This window comes from uncultured Winogradskyella sp., from assembly GCF_947496485.1.
Taxonomy (GTDB): Bacteria; Bacteroidota; Bacteroidia; order Flavobacteriales; family Flavobacteriaceae; genus Winogradskyella.
In genome coordinates, this window is the sequence record NZ_CANMCZ010000001.1 from 53,043 (window position 1) to 72,363 (window position 19,321).

A 19,321-nucleotide genomic window follows, 5' to 3' on the forward strand; every position below is an offset into this window, starting at 1 on the left:
ATTTTTAATAATCATTCATTCCATCTTCAGTCAATACACCAAATAAAGAACTACTGAAGAGTAATAATATTATTCCGAAGTACATAAAGTAGCTTAAACAATGACCCATTACTGCCCCTTTAAGACCAAACTCGTCAATAAGATAAATACTCGATACATACATTATTACAAATAAGAATATTTCTAAAATAATGAAATGTGCAAACATCCTTTTTGCTAAAAACTGATAAGCAATCACCATAGAAAGCACACGTGCAATATCTCCTAAAATCTGATAACCAAACAAATCTTCAACTGGTCTAAAATCTTCTGTAAATAATAAATTAACCAGTAGCGATCTGCTCAAATAGATAATAACAAGCAATATTAAAAATACTGGCATAATAGTTTTATAAAAACTAAAAACTTCTTTTCTAAATTCTCTTTTTCCATTAATTTCAGAAAAACGAGGCAAAATATAAAGTGCCATTAAAGAATTAAAAAACATAAGATAATAATCTGAAACCCTAGTTATGGCTGTCCAATAACCTGCAGATTTTATACCTATTTCTGAAATGAGATAGTTTCTGATAATAATCATTACAATAGGTATGGCAATGGCACTGACTAAGGCCATAATCATATATGGACTCAATTTATTTAAGATTGAGAAATTGACTTGTGTAATTCTTAACGAGGACATCAAGTTTTTTCTAAAAGCAATTCCAACTATTGTAATTAACAAGTTGAGCGCTGGTGTTATTGCAACTGCAATTAAAGCCCCATCAATATTTTGCTGATATATTAAAAGTAAAGTCACTAAAAGACCTACAATTTGTCCAAGAATATTAATGATTAGCAGAATTTTATGCTTGGAAAACCCATTCATAATGGAAAACACGAACATATTTAAAGCATAAAAAGGCAAAACTATCGCCAATGTTTCAATAACAAAGGTGTAATTGTAATTAGCGGAAAAAATTGAATTATTAATAAGCTCAGCATTGTAATAGCAGATAAAAGCCAATAATACAGAAGAGAAAAAGCCGAAATAAAAAACTGTAGACAAGGTTTTGGTAAGCTCAACTGCATCATGTTTACATTGAGAAATAAATTTAACCACACCCTTATAAAGACCAGAAATTGCAATAGACTGAATGGCACTTAAAAAATTCCTTAAGTTACCTATTAGTGCCATACCATAGGGTCCAATATAAATGGCTATAAACTTGGTAATTAGTATACCAGATAAAATCTTAATACTAATACTAGCCGTATTTAGACTACCAGCTTTTACAAGTACCTCGCTATTTATATAATTAAAAAATTTTTTCAATTAGTAGGTGTTTAAAAGGTCTATTACGGTTTGTACGTCTCTATCGGTCATTACAGGACTAATAGGCAAACTTATAATTCTTTTATGAATTTTTTCTGTAAGAGGTAGAACTAAATTAGAAAACACGTTTAGCGCTTGCTGCTGGTGAGGTGGAATTGGGTAATGGATTAACCATTCGATATGATGTTTATTCAAGAACTTCTTAAAATCATCTCTATCATCTACCTCAATTACAAAAGCATAAAATACATGGTTTTTAGAGCCATCATAAAATGGTAACTTTAATTTTGAATTATTGACACCTTTTAAATAGGCTTTAGCAATAGTGCGTCTTCTCTCATTGTCAATATCTAAAGCTTTTAACTTTATACTTAGAAATGCAGCTTGCATATCATCTAAGCGACTATTAAAACCAATGATTCTATTAGTGTACTTTTCTTCACTTCCGTAGTTATTTAATAGTCTTAAGGTTTTTGCTAATTCTAAATCATTTGTAGTCACTGCTCCACCATCACCTAATGCACCTAAATTTTTGCTTGGATAAAAACTAAATGCCGCTGCATGTGATAAATTTCCAGCTTTTAAGGAATTGAAACTTGATTCTGCCCCATGTGCTTGGGCCGCATCTTCCATTAAAAGTAAATTACACTCATCAGCAAGTTGTTTTAAACTTTCAACATCAGCTAACTGACCATAAAGATGAACCATTATAATTGCTTTTATATCAGTATCTAATTGGTCTTTAACTAAATCTGCGGACAGGTTATAAGTTTCTGGATTGGGTTCTACCAAAACAGGAATTAATTTTGCATGCAAAACCGATAACACTGTAGCAATAAATGTATTTGCTGGCACAATAACTTTATCACCTTTTTTAAGTTTCCCTAAATGAATATACCCTTTTAATATAAGCGCTAACGCATCTAAACCATTCCCTGTACCAACACAATATTTAGTTCCGCAGTATTCCGCATATCCACTTTCAAATTTGGCCACATTATTTCCTAAAATAAAGCGCGAATCATCTAAAGATTTACTAAATGAATTTTGAAAATCTTCACGAAAACGATTATTGATTTTATGTAAATCTAAAAACTTTATCATACTAATACATCGTCTAGTAATTTATGGTTCTCTGTCACTATTTTATAAAATCCTTGTGTAATAGATCTAGCTCCAAAGCCTTCTTTCCAAAATTGTAAACCTTCATTGATATTTTCACCTGAATTGATATTAGAGGTTCCAAAGTCAAAATACGCTTTGTTTGTAAATATATTTTCAATAAGGTGGTAATGTAAAAAATCTAAACTTCCCAATTCATTTTTATTTTGGTTACCAGAGATATACTGGCAATGTGCCACATTTTCGGTTTCAAATATTGTAGTACCACCTACAATTACGCCATCTTTAAACACATTAAACTGTCTTATATTGTTTTTAAAACGAGATTTTAATAATGTTATTTCTTCCAAACTATGTACAGGTTTTACATTATGTTTAGCTTCTAAATTTGGAATTAAAATTGTATTCCAAAAGATATCAAAACTATTTGATTCTTCAACACTCAAGTTAGACTTAGCGGCCCTTTTAACACCTTCTTTTCTGCTATTTGAATACGATTTAAACTTAGTATTTACAACAGAATGCATATCGGTTCTTAATAATTCTGCTTTGACTTTAAATAACAAATAAGCCATTGGATTATTTGTTTGATTATGCAGATAGATGTTTGGGAGTTCTTTCATAACCAAATTCTTTAGGCCATTATCATTTAAAAATTTTAAAATAGCCTTAAAGCTATTAATAGCTTCAGTTGATTTTAATTCCTTACTAAAAAGCATTCCACCGTAAGTCAAACCTTGATGCGAATAAACAGTACCCTCTAATATGTTAGCAGGCAATACAACTATAAGCTTGTCATTCTTATAGATCATCAATGAAAAATCCTGAAATCTATCACTATGATAGTCCATAAAGTCTCTATGAAACAAAAAAGTGTCTTGATTGCTTTTTTGGACAAAGTCGTTCCAAACTTTATAATCGTCTTTACTATATTTTTTTACTCGAATAATAATTGCAGTCTTTAGTTTATCAATTTAAGCTTAATTAAGTATATCTCCTTGATCATTAATTAATTTTTCTACACTTTTAAAGCCAAAAGAATTTAATCTTAGATTGTAGCTCGAATCATCTTCCAAGTGCTTTAGATATTTTTTATCCTTACTTAATGCAGAAAATAAAACACGAAACAAGTTGACATTAGTTTTTAAGTCCTTATCGTAATCTTGTTCTAAATTACCATTCCATTTAATCGCAGCAATGTTAGAAAAAGTAGAGTTTATTAATTCAGTTTCAGTGTTAGAATACAAATCATTAAAACTTTTTAGACCTACCCAACCACCATGGTCTGCCAATATAATAATAATACTATTTTCGTCTTTATCAGTAATATAACTTATGGTACTTTTTAACCAAGTATTTACGTCTTCAATGCGTTCATTATACCTATTTCGTTCTTTAATAATAACATCATCTATCTTAGGAAACCCAACGTGATGTGGAAGTAATTTTTCAATAAAAAAGAATTTCGGGTTTTCATTTTGATGTTTCATAGCAAGTTTCAAATCAACAAATACATCCCTTACCTCCTCATCTCCTTTGCTATAAAACGGAAAATCATCTAAAGCTATATTAAAATAATCAAATGCTTGCTGTTTTCTGTTTTGTTGAAAGTATTCATCTTGAGCAATAAAATAGGTGGTATAGTTATTATTCTTAAAGATAGAAGCTACAGGATTAGAAGTTGAGATAACCTCTCTTGCATTAGCCATTTCAATTTCAGGAAAAAGCATATTGGCGAATTTATGTTGCTTCATTGCAAACAAAGACGCGTTTGAAGTTAAACTTGCAGGATAATTACTTCTAAAATTATCATAGACTTTAAATTCATTTTGTTCTAACCATAGATATAAATCGCTTTTAAAATCATATGGTGATTTTTCTAAAGTACTCTGCGAAACATAACCATCTGGCTGGATAAGGTAAATATTTGGTGACGATTTAAACTTTACATCCATAATGTCATCATCTTGCCTTGTCCAATATTCTGGTTTTACATCTTCATACAGATGAACAATCACTCTGAAGAAGGATAAACTAGAAAAAAAGAAAAGAAATATGATTACCTTTTTGTAGTTCTTCTTTGGTCTTTTCCAAAAGAATAAGCCCAAGACTACTAATCCTGTGATAAGAACAATTCGCTTTAATGGAGATACGAAAAAGGTATGCGACAAGAATACAAATACAGCGCATAATAAAACTATTAGAAGTAGATATTTTGTATTCTTCTTAAATTTTTGATTTTTTGCAAAAACTAAATACAATAACGTATAGATTAAGAATGATGAACCAATAAAAACCAGAGAAAAAAATAAAAGATGGGACCAAGAGTTTACTGCCCAATAGTTGTTAGCATAATAAAAAAGCATAGGGGTTAATCCACTTATTAGTGCAGCCAGATATGGAGCGTGGTTTTCGCTATTAATAAAATTATCTATTTGCTTCTTTAATCTATTTACCATTATTATCACTACTATTCAATCTTATTAAATACTGCCAATCCAGACTCATCAATATACTCATAAATACCTGTCGGAGCACCTTTTCTAATGATGATATAACTTTTATTGTCTTGTAGGTTATCCAAATATGATTCATCTTCGCTTAAATGCGAAAATAAGACCCTAAATAAGTTTACCGAGGTTTTAATCTCAGAATCAAAATTTGGTCTTGTATTATTTGGCCATTTTATAGCTAATATTGAAGAAAACATTGAGTTAATTAATATTGGATCTGTGACTTTAGTCTTACTCTCTATTGTGTAATTAAAACCTACAAAACCACCATGATCTGCTGCGATAATAATTAAACCGTTAGGATCCTTTTCAGTAATAAAATTTACCAACTCCATTAACCATTCATTAGCTTGCCCAACTTGCTCTAAGTACTTAACCCTTTCTTTTTCTGCGGAGCTAGAAGCTTTATACTCTGTAGTAATATGACTGGGTAACATAGACTCAATAAAAAAGAAGTTAGAAGTATATTTATTTTCAATTATTGCCGCCTTCGTATCTTCTATTAATTCTTTTTGCTTTGAAAAACCTCTAGAAATATACGACACTTCATCTAATGAAAAATTACAATAATCAAAGTCAATATTAGGTCTATTAGAAAGTAAATAAGGCACTTGAAGCATTAAAAACGTTTTATAGTTATTGTGCTTCAAAATTCTTAAAACAGGATTGCTTTCAACAATTTCATTTCTTCTATTATGCCTTGGGTTAATACCAAGAGTTGTATTTCCGTAATAGTGATGTTTCATTGAAAACATAGAACTATTGGTGCTTAAGGTAGAGTAATAATTGCTACGATAATCATCATAAGTTTTAAAACCTTTCGTTTTTAGAAAAACTTCAAACTCACTATTATCATAATTGTAAATTGAATCTTTAAATGTTGAAAAACTAGCATAACCATCTGGCTGTATCACATATATATTTGGACGTTTTTTAAAGACTACTTTTTCAATAGTATCTGGTTGTTCCATCCATTGCTTTGAATACACAACTTCTCTATAAATATCTGGAATCAACTTTGGTAGTACCAAAAAAGCCAGAATAAACTGAATCACAACGATTTTTTTTATGTACTTAGCAAATAATATACCCAAACAAACACCTAAAACCAAAGACAAGACTAATTTAACTTTTTGAAATCCATATACACTTACTACTATAAATGCAAAGAAGCATACCAAGTTGATAACTGGTAATAAAAATCTTCTTATGTTTTCTTTTGGATAAAAATGTTTAAATAAAAAATCTAAAATGAAATACGTTAATAATGGCAGTATGATGTATAAAGAAACTAGGAATAAAAATTGCGTCTTTGAGTTTATTAATGCATAGTTCTTATCATAATAGTACATAAGCGCATATAAACTTGAAGCCACTATTGTAATTATGGGATATGCTTTGCTATCATTCAAAAAAAGTCTTAGTTTCCTTTTTAAATATCCAAACATTGACTTAGTATTAAAAATGCTTTATGATTTTTTCCTTAGCAGAAATATAACTCTTTTAGAACCTTCGATTTCCTTTTGTTCTAAAATTTCGAACTCATTAGAATATGCAGAAATGAAATTATCTAAATTGTAAAAACCGAAATGGTCTTTAAAATCTGCTTTATTATTCAAAAGACGTTGTACCCAAGAATCTTCGCGTTTTGGAAATTCAATAATTAAATGTTTAGAAAAAGAACTAAAAAATTTAGCAGATTCGCTAAAAGGCACATTACCAGATAATGACATATGATGTATTACGGCTAGAGCGAGTGTTGCTTCTGGTGCAAAAGCTTCTATTCTATCTAAAAAAGAATCGCGCTCTTTATTATTTAATCCAATAGCTGCTGAAGGATTTAATACATCTAAAACAAAAGGAAGCATGTTTTGTTCCTTATTCAATTTCATTGTTTTATGATTAAAATCAACAGCATTGTTATCAATATCGCAAACTAAAGCTGTTTTAACAGCACTATTTAGTTTTCTTACAAATGTACCGTCATTACCACCAATGTCAATTAAACGCTCCGGTTGAATTGTATTAATCCATGTGTTTATAATCTCTGATTTTTTTATAAAAGCATCATCCGTATAGTTAGTCTTATCATAATAATTCCCCCATTCTGAATGTTCTTTTAGTTCTAATTTTTTAATATAATCGTATAAACTCTGAATGATATTAAGCTGACCTTTTTTTGATAATGAAGCCTCTTTAGCTTCACCTTTATAATCCTCGTTATGCTTATCTTCTAGCTTAGCTAAAAGGTGAATATTTGAATATAATATCGGGCTCAACTTTGTCTTAAATGGCAGCATAGACCTAATCATCTTCACAGGAATACCATCAATAAAATTACTCAATAATTTTAAGGATTGTGCACCATGATAATGCGCCAATAATAAAGGTCCAAAAAAGTGAGTAATAAATTGTTTGTAAGCTCTCCACGGAGAATTTTCCAGATAAAAATCAAACGATAGTGTATCTATAAAAATAGCTTTCCCTTTATGAAATGTAACATTGAAGGCTGTTGCATCTTTTAAAGAAAATCCTTTTTCTAAACTATATTTTTGAAGCTTTAGCGTTAGTAAAGCTGCTTCTTTATACATATTAAAACTCCATTCGTAGGGATAGGTAACAAACGGAATTTTTTCGGCCTTTAAGATAATTTCCTGTTCAGAATTTGATACTTCTTCATGAGGAATCAACAAATCATTTTTAAACAAATTATTATAAAAACCACTTTTCGTAAGTGCATTATATTGGTTAAAGTAGATAGGATTAATAGTCCTTTTTATCTCACCATTGTCTACAAAAATGTAACCTGAAGGATCTCTAAAAGAGGAAGAATGAGCGTTTTTGGCCTGCACTTATTTATTATTTTCAATCTGTTATGCTTTCAAAAATAACGTTATTATCTTTATCAATAGCTTTATAAACACCTAATGGTGCTCCTTTTTTAATCGCCAAATAGCTGGCATCTTCTTGTAAGTGTTCTAAATATGAAGCTTCATCAGATAAATAGGAAAACAAATTCCTGAAAAAATTTACTGAACTTTTAAACTCTAGGCCTTTTGGTTCTTGTCCATTTGGCCATTTCACAGCCAGAGCAGTAGTAAAAACAGATTTTATGAGCTCATCATCATCTTGCTTTATCTTTGCTTCATAAATACTATCCATCCCAACAAAACCTCCATGATCTCCCATAATGATAATTAAACCATTGCCATCTTGTTTTTCAATAGTTTCAATCATCATTTTTAACCATTCATTTGCTAATTTAAGATTTTCTATATACTCTAATCGCTCACCCTCTTTGCCTAAATTATCATAACGCGATTGTGCAATATGCGCTGGAGATAATTTTTCAATGAAATAGAAATTCTTAGAATTAGAATTTAATTGCATTGCTGCTTTAATATCTACTATCAAATCTCTCTCTATTTGAAATCCATCTGATAAATAAGGCATATCTGAGTATAAAATGTTATTGTAATCGTAATTCATCTCAGGACGACTAACGATTAGATATTCATTTTCAAGAAGTAATGATGTGCTATAATTATTCTTTTTAAATATGTCTATTACAGGATTATTACCAGCTATAATACTTCTAGATTTATAAGATTCTACGCGCTTTTGATCCATATAGTTGTAATAGTGATGTTGCATTGAAAACAAAGAACTATTGGAACTTATTGTAGAAAAATAATTACTCCTGTAATCATTGTATAAATTAAATCCTTTAGCCGATAGGTAGTTTTCAAATTCAGAATTATCAATCTTATAGTGCCCTTTTTTTAGTTCTGAAAAATTGGCATAACCATCGGGTTGAATCAAATATATATTTGGTGTCATTTTAAATACAACGTTTTCTATATCATCAGGTTGTTGCATCCATTCTACCGATTGAAAAATCGAAGAATAAAGCTTAGGTGTCATAAGAAAGAAGGCAATAAATGCTAAAAACAACTGAAAAACCATAAGTTTTTTAATATGCTTACCAAGCAAAACACCAAGTAGGAGTGCTATCACCAAAACGATGGTAAAACTCAATATATTTAAACCTGAAGTACAGATAATAATCAGGAAACCAAACCAAAATATATTCAAAATCGGAATAATGTATTTTTTAAAAGTTTTTAATGTATTGACTTTGCTGAAAATAAAGCGAAACAAGAAAATTGATAAAAACGGAATGCAAATGAAGGCAACAAGAAAAAATACAATATGCTTTAAAGAATTAGCGTGACCAAAATTTGAAGCATAATAATAGAAGATTGGATATAAACCGGCTGAAAGTGCAGTTATAAAAGGAAAATCTTTATTTGATTTAATGAATTTTAAAATAAACATGCGTAAGTTATTAACCATGTTTTATTTCTAATTAATACTTGGAGAATAGTATGAGAAAACAATTATTATGATTCCTTTGAGTTATTACTTTCAATATCAGAATCCTCAATATCAATATCATCAAAAACATCGTCTTCAATTGGTTTAGCCATACCTAAAAAAACTTTAATTTTGTACATTAAGTTTTTAGAGAAAAGCACAACTCCCGCTACTGCTGCTATAATAGCTTGAATAATCATAGCTCCTAAACCTGGATCAAAATATAGAAATGTCATCTCGTTTATTTTTTGTAAAGATATAAAATTAAAAAAAGGAAACACATTATGCGTTTCCTTTTAAAAACCTAAGAATAGGTTATAATATTATAGGCTCTTATTACGCTTACGATCTACTTCTTTCAAGTAAATCTTACGTAATCTTATATGATTTGGTGTTACCTCTACATATTCATCTTTCTGAATATATTCCAAAGCTTCTTCTAAAGAAAATTTAATTGCAGGTACAATCTTAGCTTTGTCATCTGCACCAGAAGAACGTACATTACTTAACTTTTTAGTTTTAGTTACGTTAACCGTCATGTCATCTCCACGAGAGTTTTCACCAATCACTTGTCCTTCATAAATATCTTCACCTGGATCTACAAAAAACTTTCCTCTATCTTGTAATTTATCAATAGAATAAGGAATTGCTTGTCCGTTTTCCATAGACACTAAAGATCCGTTTTGACGTTCAGGTATTCCGCCTTTTAATGGCATATATTCTTTAAAACGGTGAGCCATAATAGCCTCACCAGCAGTAGCTGTTAATAATTGGTTTCTTAATCCAATAATACCTCGAGATGGAACTAAAAATTCACATACCATTCGTTCACCCTTGGCTTCCATACTTAGCATTTCGCCTTTACGCATCGTTACCATTTCAATGGCTTTACCAGAAACATGCTCAGGTAAATCAATAGTCATTTCTTCAAAAGGCTCACATTTTACACCATCAATTTCTTTAATAATTACTTGTGGCTGACCAATTTGAAGTTCGTAACCTTCACGACGCATCGTTTCTATTAAAACCGATAAGTGTAATACGCCACGTCCAAATACCATAAATTTATCGGCACTATCCGTCTCTTCAACTCTCAGTGCTAAGTTCTTCTCTAATTCTTTAGTTAAACGATCTTTAATGTGACGAGAGGTTACATATTTTCCATCTTTTCCAAAGAAAGGAGAATCGTTAATTGTAAATAGCATACTCATCGTTGGCTCATCGATAGCTATCGTTTTTAAACCCTGTGGATTTTCAAAATCGGCAACAGTATCACCAATTTCAAACCCTTCTAATCCAACAATAGCACAGATATCACCTGTTTGTACTTCTTCCACTTTTAAACGCCCTAAACCTTCGAATGTATGTAATTCCTTAATTTTATTTTTAACAATAGAACCATCTCTTTTTACCAAAGAAATTTGTTGTCCTACTTTTAAGCTACCACGAGTTAAACGACCAATAGCAATACGACCAGTAAATGAAGAAAAATCTAAAGATGTAATTAACATCTGCGTTGTACCTTCTTCAATTTTAGGCTCAGGAATATGCTCAATAACCATGTCTAATAATGGTTCTACATTTTCAGTTTCATTTTTCCAATCGTCACTCATCCAGTTGTTCTTTGCAGAACCATAAACCGTTGGAAAGTCTAATTGCCATTCTTCTGCACCTAACTCAAACATTAAGTCAAAGACTTTTTCATGAACTTCATCTGGTGTACAGTTTTCTTTATCAACTTTATTGATAACTACACATGGTTTTAAACCTAAATCAATTGCTTTCTGCAGCACAAAACGTGTTTGAGGCATTGGTCCTTCAAAGGCATCTACTAATAACAAAACACCATCTGCCATATTCAATACACGCTCAACCTCACCACCGAAATCGGCGTGACCAGGTGTATCAATAACATTAATCTTAGTATCTTTATATACAACAGAAACATTTTTGGATGTAATAGTAATTCCTCTTTCGCGTTCCAAGTCGTTATTATCTAGAATTAAATCTCCTGTGTTCTCATTTTCACGAAATAACTGACAGTGGTACATAATCTTATCTACCAATGTTGTCTTACCGTGATCGACGTGTGCAATGATTGCAATATTTTTAATATTAGCCATAACTGATGCTGATTTTAAGCGCGCAAAGGTACATCTAATTATTCTCAATTCGTTAATTATATGTTATAATTTTATTTTTAAACAATTTGAGTTTGTATCTTTCGTTAAATATCTGATTAATAGTAAGTAAGCCTATCTTTCAAATCAATCGCTACTTCGGCTATTTACACCTTTAAAAAGGTAAATCTGAACCCTTAAATTAAAAACAGATGCTAACAATTAGCAAGTACACAAAGTTTGTCCCATACCTCTATTTTTTATCTGTAATAACCTACTGGTTTTCTCATATAATGAAGAGCGAAGGTAGTTCTGCTTATCTTATCTTGTTGTTTGGCATTCCTTTTTTATGGCAATTGATAAAGCCAAGTAGAAAACTAAATTTCTCTTTGGGAATCATATTTGTTTGCCTTTCTTCGTATTTAATATTGGCTTATTTATCTGATTTATTTAACATTATTGACTGGTCAGAGTCTTCCAAACGCTTTCTTTTTTATGGAGGATTGCTTGTTGTTTGCAACTTTGTAATGTCGCTTTGGATTGTTAGAAATAGTATTAAAAAAGTGTTTTAAAAAGTTATCTTTGCGCGATACTATTTAAGTAATAAAACATTGAAAAAAATCGGTGATTTAAATTTAAAAAAGCTAAAAGTTTTTTTTTGCTTTTCATTATTTGCAACATTTTTTAGTTGCCCCTCAGATGATTGTACTAAAACAATAAGTATCCCTCAAGTATATTTCGTAGGAAATCAAAGTTATACATCTTATATAACCCAAGAAGTTCCATGTAATTTTCCAGAACCTTCAGATCCAGATGTTATTGGAATTCCATTTTTAGAGAACTTCACTTATCAGATATTAAGTTTCAATTATATTGCTCAAACATCAAATAATACTACAATTTTACAATTTGAAATTCAGCTTAATAATAACAATGATTTCGATGTGTTTGGAGTTCCATATATTACAACAACAACTGGCGACATACAAGTTTCTACTGCTAACTATGCTAATGACGCGTCAAATTCTTGTTCTGAAATCTCAGCAAATTCGAGCTGTATATTTTCATTTGATCAAGAGTATGTAATAGAATCTTCACCTCCTTCAGAAACATTTGAAATAATAAATGTAGAATATATAGAAATTGACTGAACCGATTAATACAACTAGCTCTAATCTACTTGCATAATAATAGTATCTTTGAGCTGTAATCATCTTTACAGATTTATGAAATTAAATAGTATTCCTAAACTAAAACATACAGAATCCGATAATTTCTTTCTGCTTTGTGGTCCTTGCGCCATTGAAGGGGAAGATATGGCACTTCGTATTGCGGAAAAAGTTATTTCTATAACGGATAAGTTACAAATTCCATATGTTTTTAAGGGTAGTTTTAAAAAAGCCAATAGAAGTAGAATTGATAGTTTTACAGGCATCGGAAATGAAAAAGCCTTGAAAATTTTGAAAAAAGTATCTGAAACTTTTGACGTACCTACAGTTACTGATATTCACGAAGTTTCAGATGCAGCAATGGCTGCAGAATATGTCGATGTTTTACAAATTCCTGCATTTTTAGTTCGCCAGACAGATTTGGTAGTTGCTGCAGCAAAAACAGGAAAAGTGGTCAACTTAAAAAAAGGCCAATTTATGAGTCCTGAAGCGATGAAACATGCCGTTAAAAAAGTCAAAGATGCAGGAAACGATAAAGCATGGATTACAGATAGAGGTACTATGTTTGGCTACCAAGATATGATTGTAGATTTTAGAGGTATTCCAACCATGCGGCAATATGCTCCAACAGTTTTAGACGTAACGCACTCTTTGCAACAACCTAACCAAAGTGCAGGTGTTACAGGTGGTCGACCAGATATGATCGAAACTATTGCTAGAGCTGGAGTCGTAAATAATGTGGATGGCTTGTTCATTGAAACCCATTTTGATCCTGCTAATGCTAAAAGTGATGGCGCTAATATGCTTCACTTAGATAATTTGGAGGCATTGTTGAGCAATTTGGTGGCTATAAGAAAGTTGGTTACTTCTTTTTAGACTTAGGTTTCAAAATTAATTTAAACGGATTAGTATTAATTTCCAACTGCTTTTCAAGGACATACACCACAACCTCATCATTAATATCTTCGACAGATTTATAGCGTAATGATCGAATTGATTTTCGGTTGGCATCCACAAAATGTTCTGTGAATTCATCCATTTTATCAAAATGCCAAAAGGCTAAGTCCACGTAATCTTTAGATTGGTTCAAAAAGCATAGTGGAATACCATTACAATAATAAAAAGGAATACGCCATTTATATAAAAGCTCTGTATTTGGTGCAACAGCTTCTACTATAGCTTGTAATTGCAACAAGATAGACTTATAAGGCTCTGATTGTTTTAATATGTATGCTTCTGCAGGATTCAAAATTACTTTAGAAAAGTCTAATTAACCCAATTACAATTAATGCGATACCAATAATAGCTTTAAAAGGCATTAGTTTGGCAGAAAGCTTTCTCAAACTTGTTTCCATAGCTGGCACTTTCCCAAAAACATGAGTCAATAACAAAAGGCCACCTAAAATACTAGCAATACTAAATAGAACATTACCCCAAAAAGTAAGTATTGCTAAAACGACCAATGCACCTCCAATAACCGTTTGAAATGGTGCTAAAAATCCTGCAATTTTATTAAAGAAGTTACTTTCACCGTCCCATTTATCTAGTGTGGCAAGACCAAGTAATAATCCACCCGCTATGTTAGCAATTATTAAAAGTAATGAAATCATAATTCTATAGTGCTTTAATGTTAGTTTATAAATTTAGTTAAATCTCTAAAATATATTTGTTGAAATGAAATATTTTATTTTACTTTGTATTTCAAAGTACTTTTTATTATGAGCAACGAAGATTATTTAAAAGACATCAGCGAGATTAAAAATTTAATGAATAAATCGTCTCGTTTTATTTCATTGAGTGGTTTATCAGGAGTTTTAGCAGGCATTTATGCTTTGATTGGTGCAGCAATTGCGTATTGGTTAGTGAACTCTTATAGTGGTGGAACATTGTTCATTTTTCATGGTTGGGTATTTTGGACTTCAATGTTTGTGCTTCTTATGGTAGCTCTGCTAAGCGCAGTAACTGGCATAATATTAACAACTCGTAAAGCAAAACAAAACGACGAAAAGATATGGGACAGTTCCTCTAAGCGCCTACTCTTAAATTTTTTAATTCCTTTAATAGTTGGCGGTATTTATTGTCTTATAATTCTAGATCAAGGAAGATACGGTCAAACAGGAGGTTTAATGCTAATATTTTATGGTTTGGCATTGGTTAGTGCTTCAAAATACAGCATAGGTGATATTAAGTATTTAGGATATATTGAAATTGTATTGGGCCTTATAGCGAGTTATTATCCAGGCTATGGATTTTGGCTTTGGATAATTGGTTTTGGAATTATGCATATTATTTATGGTACTTGGATGCATTTTAAATATGACGTAAAACAACAGTAAAATGAATAAAAATTATACTATTTTTTTTATTATAGTTATAATGATTACTTTTTCATGTCACCATAGCGAAGGAAATTTTAATATTTCGAATGAAAGTGATTTTGATATTGATTCTTTATTCATCATACCAGACTCAAAAACAGATTATGTAAGCTTAAAAAAGAGTGAAAAAATTCATTATAAGACACAAATGAATGAGGCAAAATCAGATGGTAACTATTGAATTTATTTCAAAAAATCTAAATCTTTTGAATCTGTATTTCAAAAATTTGGATATTTCACTAATGGATATCAAATAGAGGATGTTATAAATATTAGAATTTTAAATGATACTATTATAGTTGATAGTAAATTTGATAATTCTTATTAAAACAAGGAGATTCCTGCTTTCGCAGGAAATAATATGAGCATAATAACTAACATAAATAAACTCTTTGACCATAGGATTAGACTAGGTATTATGTCTATACTAATGGTAAACGAGTATGCAGATTTTAATATGCTAAAAGAGTTGTTAGGAGCCACAGATGGTAATTTAGCGAGTCACACAAAAGCATTAGAAAAAGCTGAATATATTTTGGTTGAAAAGCAATTTATAGGCCGAAAACCAAATACAAGATATAGTGTTACAAAGCTTGGAAAAGCTGAATTTAAAAAACATATAGAAGCACTAGAAAAATTAATTAAGAAAGCATGACAAACTTCGTAGACAAAAATTCTATAGTCAGAGAAATTTGGGGTACAAGCGATACAATTCTGCTAGTATTTGCAGGTGCTTCAGCTGAATTTGCGCTCAACAAGTCTGTGGATTGGCTATACTTTACTGGCAAACTTCCTAAAGATCCTTTAGGAAGACTATTCTCAACAGTAAATTATGCTAAAGCTATAGTCTTTTCAGAAAAAGAAGCCGCTATAAAAGCTATTGATAATATAACAGCAATTCATGCTTCGGTTGAACGTAAACGAGGTCAATCCATACCAGATTGGGCTTACAAAGATGTTTTGTTTATGTTAATTGATTATTCTATTCGGTCGTATGAAATTCTAGAACGACCTTTATTAACTAAAGAAAAACAAGACGTTCTAAATGTATTTAATAAGGTAGGAAATAGAATGGGTTTAAAAAACTTGCCTCTCTCCTATTCAGAATTTGAAACCATCAGAGAAAAGCATTTAAAGGAAAACCTAAATAATGGCGAACTCACAAAAGATCTCTACAAACAATACAGAAAGCATTTAGGTTTTTTTAGATATAAGTTGTTATTAGAATCTCAAATATTACTTGTGCCTAATACAGTAAAGCAACAGATGAAGTTTAGAAAAACGTCACTACTAAAACCCAATATTTGGTTATATAAAATATTTAGAAATTTAAATTTAGATTGGCTTGTTAAGGAAATGATACTGCCAACAGCATACAAACAAGATATTAAACGATTGAACATAACATCTAATTAACAGAAACATTTTTTTTAATCATTTACTTTGAAAAACAAAGTACTTTTAATAATTATTATATGAAACAACTATTATTATTTATCGGAGCCTTTTTATTTAGCACTCTATTCTACGACAAAAGTATCGGGCTTAATCTATTTTTATTCAGTTTAGTTACACTAGTTGTTCTTTTTGTAAATAACCAAGACGACTTTAAGAATAAAAAAACGATCCTCTACTCTAGCTTATACCTCATAACTGGTATAGCTGTTTTTTTTCATGATTCTTTAGTTGCTGTTATTGCTAATTTTGTATCCTTTTTTACTTTAATTGGATTACTATCTGAACATAAATCTTCAATTTACATCAATTGGCTGAATGGATTATACACCACTATTGCTGGCGTATTCCATCGTAATTTTTCAGTGAATGAAATCACTCAAGAAGTAGAATCTAAAAAGCAAGTAGATTATATACATTTAACTAAGATTATATTAATTCCTACAATAATCGTAATAATATTTATTGGTCTTTATCAAAATGGGAACCCTTTATTTAGCAACTTAATCGAAAAGATAGATTTTAGTTTTATAAACTTTCAGTGGCTGCTTTTTGCTGGTTTGGGCTATTATTTGTTTACAAACATTCACAAACCCATAGAAGTTGAACCTGCAACAGAAATTGATTTAACAACTGGAAATGATCTATCTCAAACTAACCAATTTTCAATTCCGAAGTTAAAACAAGAAAACCAATTAGGCATTATTCTCATTTCTCTTCTTAATGTGTTAATTGTAATTTTCTTGATAACAGATATAACCTTTATTGCCTCGAATATAGACATTAGAGCATCATTGTTTTCAGATCAAGTACATAGTGGCATCAATGCTTTAATAGCTTCTATAGTAATTGCTATCATCATTTTATTATATGTATTTAGAGGTGATATCAATTTTTATAAAGAAAACAAAACGCTCAAAAAACTTGCTTTTACTTGGATTGTTCTCAACACAACTCTGGTGCTTAGTATAGCCGTAAAAGATTTTCAGTATATCTATTATTTTGGTCTTACTTATAAACGTATTGGTGTTTTAGTGTATTTAATACTTACAGTTACTGGTCTTATTACTACACTATTTAAAATCGATAAAGTAAAAAATATCTGGTATTTATTAAGGCTCAATACCAAAGCAGCTTTTATAGTTCTCATTTTGGCAAGTGCCATTAATTGGGATTACCACATTACCAACTACAATTTCAACTATGCGAAGTCAATGGATTTTAACTACCTCATTGAACTGTCTAACAACAATACGTTCCTACTGAAAGAACAAGCTGAAACCAAAACTATGAGTCAAGATTCAGTGCAACGCATCGAAGAAAAATACAACAAATATGTCTATGAACTCAGAACCAATTCTTGGCAAGAATTACAGTACGATAATTTAAAACTAGAAACAAAATAGGATGATTGCCTTAATATTATTTGCCTTCATTTTTATAGTACTAATGACCTTTATTATCATTAGACTGAGCATATCTTGCTTGTTTTGGGCCTCAACAAACCCAAAAGACAAACTACATGTATTTAAGGTTTACTTCCCTTATTACATTATCGCTCTGTTTGTAATATGCCTCACATTTATTATAAAGTTTGACAAAAATCTATTAGCTATTTACTATTTCTCTTCGGTTTATATCATAGCATTACTCATTTGGAGAAGTGAGTTAAAATCGAGTCTAAAAAAGATTAAAAATTTTGCCGTTGAACCAAATCATTCCAATATATCATGAACAACCTATTATTTCATAAAATAAAATCCTTGAGAAAGCAACTTATCATTTGGCTATTTGAACATTCGCAACGCATATATACTTCCATGTTTAAAAAGCATGAATCTTGGAATATAACCAAAGTCGATTTGCTAAATCTATCTCAACCTACTTTCGGAAGACACCTTGGTGAATTCTTAGACAAAAATAACTTTGAGTTAATTCCAAAGGTTGAACGACACGATTGCTATCATGTGCTTTGCGGTTACAGCACCAGAGTTGAAGACGAAATTGCCCTACAATGTCTCTGTTATGGTAATGGAAAACGCAGTCCCTATTTGTATGGAGCTATTATTCTTGGTGTTGCTATTCTTCCAGATTATTACAAATACTATTATAGGTCATACAAAACAGGAAAACGAGCTCATCCGTTTCATCATTTCAACTACAAGAAACTTTTAAACGTATCTATAAAAGACTTTAGAGAAGCCATTTTTCCAAAATCAGAATTATTAGAACTTAATCTATCCTATCTATGAAAAAACTTAAAATCATTCTATTACTAACAATATTGACGGCATTTGGTGTTTTTATCACCTACCATTGGATGAGTTTTAAAACTAAAAACCTTGTTTATGATACTGTTAATGCTATTCCAAAGAATAAAGTAGGATTAGTATTAGGAACAGGTAAATATGCTTCTAACGGTAACGTTAATTTGTTTTACAAATACAGAATTGATGCTGCTGTAGAATTATACAAAGCAGGAAAAATAGAGTTTATCCTAGTAAGCGGAGATAATGGCAGAAAAGACTATGACGAGCCTACTGACTTTAAAAATGATTTAATAAAAAAAGGTATTCCTGAAGATAAGATTTACCTCGATTATGCAGGCTTTAGAACTTTAGATTCTATGGTTAGAGCAAAAGAAATTTTTAATCAGACTTCCATAACCGTCATTTCACAAAAATTTCATAACCAGCGTGCCATTTATATTGCTAGTCATTTTAATATTGATGCTGTTGGGTTTAATGCAAAAAATCCCAAAAGAGGAAGAATGCCACAAGCACGCGAATATTTAGCGCGCTCTAAAGCAAGTTTAGATTTAGTTTTTAATGTTCAACCCAAATTTTTAGGTAAACAAATTAACATACAATAA

Annotated in this window: 20 protein-coding genes; 9 read left to right on the forward strand and 11 right to left on the reverse strand. The window is 30.5% G+C overall.

Going from position 1 to position 19,321, the window contains the following annotated elements; translation table 11 throughout:
• Positions 1-4 precede the first annotated feature (4 nt).
• From Q0822_RS00250 to typA, 9 genes are all read right to left on the reverse strand, one after another.
• Positions 5-1,315, reverse strand: a complete 1,311-nt coding sequence (locus Q0822_RS00250; RefSeq protein ID WP_299118685.1) for an O-antigen translocase — start codon at positions 1,313-1,315, stop codon at positions 5-7.
• Complete coding sequence (locus tag Q0822_RS00255; RefSeq protein WP_299118688.1) at positions 1,316-2,419, reverse strand: DegT/DnrJ/EryC1/StrS family aminotransferase; 1,104 nt, start codon at positions 2,417-2,419, stop codon at positions 1,316-1,318.
• Positions 2,416-3,306: a GNAT family N-acetyltransferase gene (locus tag Q0822_RS00260; protein WP_299118697.1), complete on the reverse strand. Its 891-nt coding sequence runs from the start codon at positions 3,304-3,306 to the stop codon at positions 2,416-2,418. Before Q0822_RS00260 ends, Q0822_RS00255 begins: the two co-directional genes overlap by 4 nt.
• Before the next feature lie 111 nt (positions 3,307-3,417).
• Complete coding sequence (locus Q0822_RS00265; protein ID WP_299118700.1) at positions 3,418-4,896, reverse strand: sulfatase-like hydrolase/transferase; 1,479 nt, start codon at positions 4,894-4,896, stop codon at positions 3,418-3,420.
• 11 nt (positions 4,897-4,907) lie between these two features.
• On the reverse strand, positions 4,908-6,362 hold the full coding sequence (locus Q0822_RS00270) for a hypothetical protein (RefSeq protein WP_299118704.1): 1,455 nt from the start codon (positions 6,360-6,362) through the stop codon (positions 4,908-4,910).
• A 57-nt stretch (positions 6,363-6,419) separates the two neighbouring features.
• Positions 6,420-7,802, reverse strand: a complete 1,383-nt coding sequence (locus Q0822_RS00275; RefSeq protein WP_299118706.1) for a class I SAM-dependent methyltransferase — start codon at positions 7,800-7,802, stop codon at positions 6,420-6,422.
• Positions 7,803-7,815: 13 nt separating this feature from the next.
• Positions 7,816-8,967, reverse strand: a complete 1,152-nt coding sequence (locus Q0822_RS00280; protein ID WP_299118709.1) for a sulfatase-like hydrolase/transferase — start codon at positions 8,965-8,967, stop codon at positions 7,816-7,818.
• A gap of 386 nt (positions 8,968-9,353) precedes the next feature.
• Positions 9,354-9,563, reverse strand: a complete 210-nt coding sequence (locus tag Q0822_RS00285) for a hypothetical protein (protein WP_299118713.1) — start codon at positions 9,561-9,563, stop codon at positions 9,354-9,356.
• Positions 9,564-9,650: 87 nt separating this feature from the next.
• Positions 9,651-11,450 carry a translational GTPase TypA gene (gene typA / locus Q0822_RS00290; RefSeq protein WP_299118718.1) on the reverse strand — a complete coding sequence of 600 codons (1,800 nt, stop codon included), beginning with the start codon at positions 11,448-11,450 and terminating at the stop codon, positions 9,651-9,653.
• Positions 11,451-12,058: 608 nt separating this feature from the next.
• On the opposite strand from typA, the gene Q0822_RS00295 reads away from it, so the two are divergent.
• Positions 12,059-12,598 carry a hypothetical protein gene (locus Q0822_RS00295; RefSeq protein WP_299118721.1) on the forward strand — a complete coding sequence of 180 codons (540 nt, stop codon included), beginning with the start codon at positions 12,059-12,061 and terminating at the stop codon, positions 12,596-12,598.
• A gap of 75 nt (positions 12,599-12,673) precedes the next feature.
• Entirely contained in the window at positions 12,674-13,492 is an 819-nt protein-coding gene (kdsA, locus tag Q0822_RS00300) for a 3-deoxy-8-phosphooctulonate synthase (RefSeq protein WP_299118724.1), read from the forward strand.
• On the opposite strand, the gene Q0822_RS00305 is transcribed toward kdsA, so the two are convergent.
• Entirely contained in the window at positions 13,479-13,865 is a 387-nt protein-coding gene (locus Q0822_RS00305; RefSeq protein WP_299118727.1) for a DUF1801 domain-containing protein, read from the reverse strand. The two genes, kdsA and Q0822_RS00305, sit on opposite strands and share 14 nt — an antisense overlap.
• A gap of 7 nt (positions 13,866-13,872) precedes the next feature.
• Positions 13,873-14,226 (reverse strand): hypothetical protein, encoded by a 354-nt coding sequence (locus Q0822_RS00310; RefSeq protein WP_299118729.1) that lies wholly within the window; start codon positions 14,224-14,226, stop codon positions 13,873-13,875.
• A gap of 108 nt (positions 14,227-14,334) precedes the next feature.
• Here Q0822_RS00310 and Q0822_RS00315 point away from each other — a divergent pair, with 108 nt between their 5' ends.
• From Q0822_RS00315 to Q0822_RS00345, 7 genes are all read left to right on the forward strand, one after another.
• Complete coding sequence (locus Q0822_RS00315; protein ID WP_299118732.1) at positions 14,335-14,952, forward strand: hypothetical protein; 618 nt, start codon at positions 14,335-14,337, stop codon at positions 14,950-14,952.
• Between the two features lies 1 nt (position 14,953).
• On the forward strand, positions 14,954-15,175 hold the full coding sequence (locus tag Q0822_RS00320) for a hypothetical protein (RefSeq protein WP_299118735.1): 222 nt from the start codon (positions 14,954-14,956) through the stop codon (positions 15,173-15,175).
• 180 nt (positions 15,176-15,355) lie between these two features.
• Positions 15,356-15,649, forward strand: a complete 294-nt coding sequence (locus Q0822_RS00325; RefSeq protein ID WP_299118738.1) for a transcriptional regulator — start codon at positions 15,356-15,358, stop codon at positions 15,647-15,649.
• The gene (locus Q0822_RS00330; protein WP_299118741.1) at positions 15,646-16,410 is read left to right on the forward strand and encodes an oxygenase MpaB family protein; all 765 of its coding nucleotides are present in this window, start codon (positions 15,646-15,648) and stop codon (positions 16,408-16,410) included. Before Q0822_RS00325 ends, Q0822_RS00330 begins: the two co-directional genes overlap by 4 nt.
• Before the next feature lie 59 nt (positions 16,411-16,469).
• Complete coding sequence (locus Q0822_RS00335; RefSeq protein ID WP_299118744.1) at positions 16,470-17,855, forward strand: DUF4153 domain-containing protein; 1,386 nt, start codon at positions 16,470-16,472, stop codon at positions 17,853-17,855.
• Between the two features lie 324 nt (positions 17,856-18,179).
• Positions 18,180-18,701 (forward strand): Coq4 family protein, encoded by a 522-nt coding sequence (locus tag Q0822_RS00340; RefSeq protein ID WP_299118747.1) that lies wholly within the window; start codon positions 18,180-18,182, stop codon positions 18,699-18,701.
• The gene (locus Q0822_RS00345; RefSeq protein ID WP_299118749.1) at positions 18,698-19,321 is read left to right on the forward strand and encodes an ElyC/SanA/YdcF family protein; all 624 of its coding nucleotides are present in this window, start codon (positions 18,698-18,700) and stop codon (positions 19,319-19,321) included. The genes Q0822_RS00340 and Q0822_RS00345 overlap by 4 nt, the downstream gene beginning before the upstream one ends.

Bases quoted from the DNA above. Each gene is read 5' to 3' on its own strand.
- kdsA (WP_299118724.1), top strand. From the start codon at position 12,674: ATGAAATTAAATAGTATTCCTAAACTAAAACATACAGAATCCGATAAT.
- Q0822_RS00265 (WP_299118700.1), bottom strand. From the start codon at position 4,896: ATGGTAAATAGATTAAAGAAGCAAATAGATAATTTTATTAATAGCGAA.
- Q0822_RS00310 (WP_299118729.1), bottom strand. From the start codon at position 14,226: ATGATTTCATTACTTTTAATAATTGCTAACATAGCGGGTGGATTATTA.
- Q0822_RS00330 (WP_299118741.1), top strand. From the start codon at position 15,646: ATGACAAACTTCGTAGACAAAAATTCTATAGTCAGAGAAATTTGGGGT.
- typA (WP_299118718.1), bottom strand. From the start codon at position 11,450: ATGGCTAATATTAAAAATATTGCAATCATTGCACACGTCGATCACGGT.
- Q0822_RS00335 (WP_299118744.1), top strand. From the start codon at position 16,470: ATGAAACAACTATTATTATTTATCGGAGCCTTTTTATTTAGCACTCTA.
- Q0822_RS00315 (WP_299118732.1), top strand. From the start codon at position 14,335: ATGAGCAACGAAGATTATTTAAAAGACATCAGCGAGATTAAAAATTTA.
- Q0822_RS00325 (WP_299118738.1), top strand. From the start codon at position 15,356: ATGAGCATAATAACTAACATAAATAAACTCTTTGACCATAGGATTAGA.
- Q0822_RS00285 (WP_299118713.1), bottom strand. From the start codon at position 9,563: ATGACATTTCTATATTTTGATCCAGGTTTAGGAGCTATGATTATTCAA.
- Q0822_RS00320 (WP_299118735.1), top strand. From the start codon at position 14,954: ATGAATAAAAATTATACTATTTTTTTTATTATAGTTATAATGATTACT.
- Q0822_RS00255 (WP_299118688.1), bottom strand. From the start codon at position 2,419: ATGATAAAGTTTTTAGATTTACATAAAATCAATAATCGTTTTCGTGAA.
- Q0822_RS00340 (WP_299118747.1), top strand. From the start codon at position 18,180: ATGAACAACCTATTATTTCATAAAATAAAATCCTTGAGAAAGCAACTT.
- Q0822_RS00345 (WP_299118749.1), top strand. From the start codon at position 18,698: ATGAAAAAACTTAAAATCATTCTATTACTAACAATATTGACGGCATTT.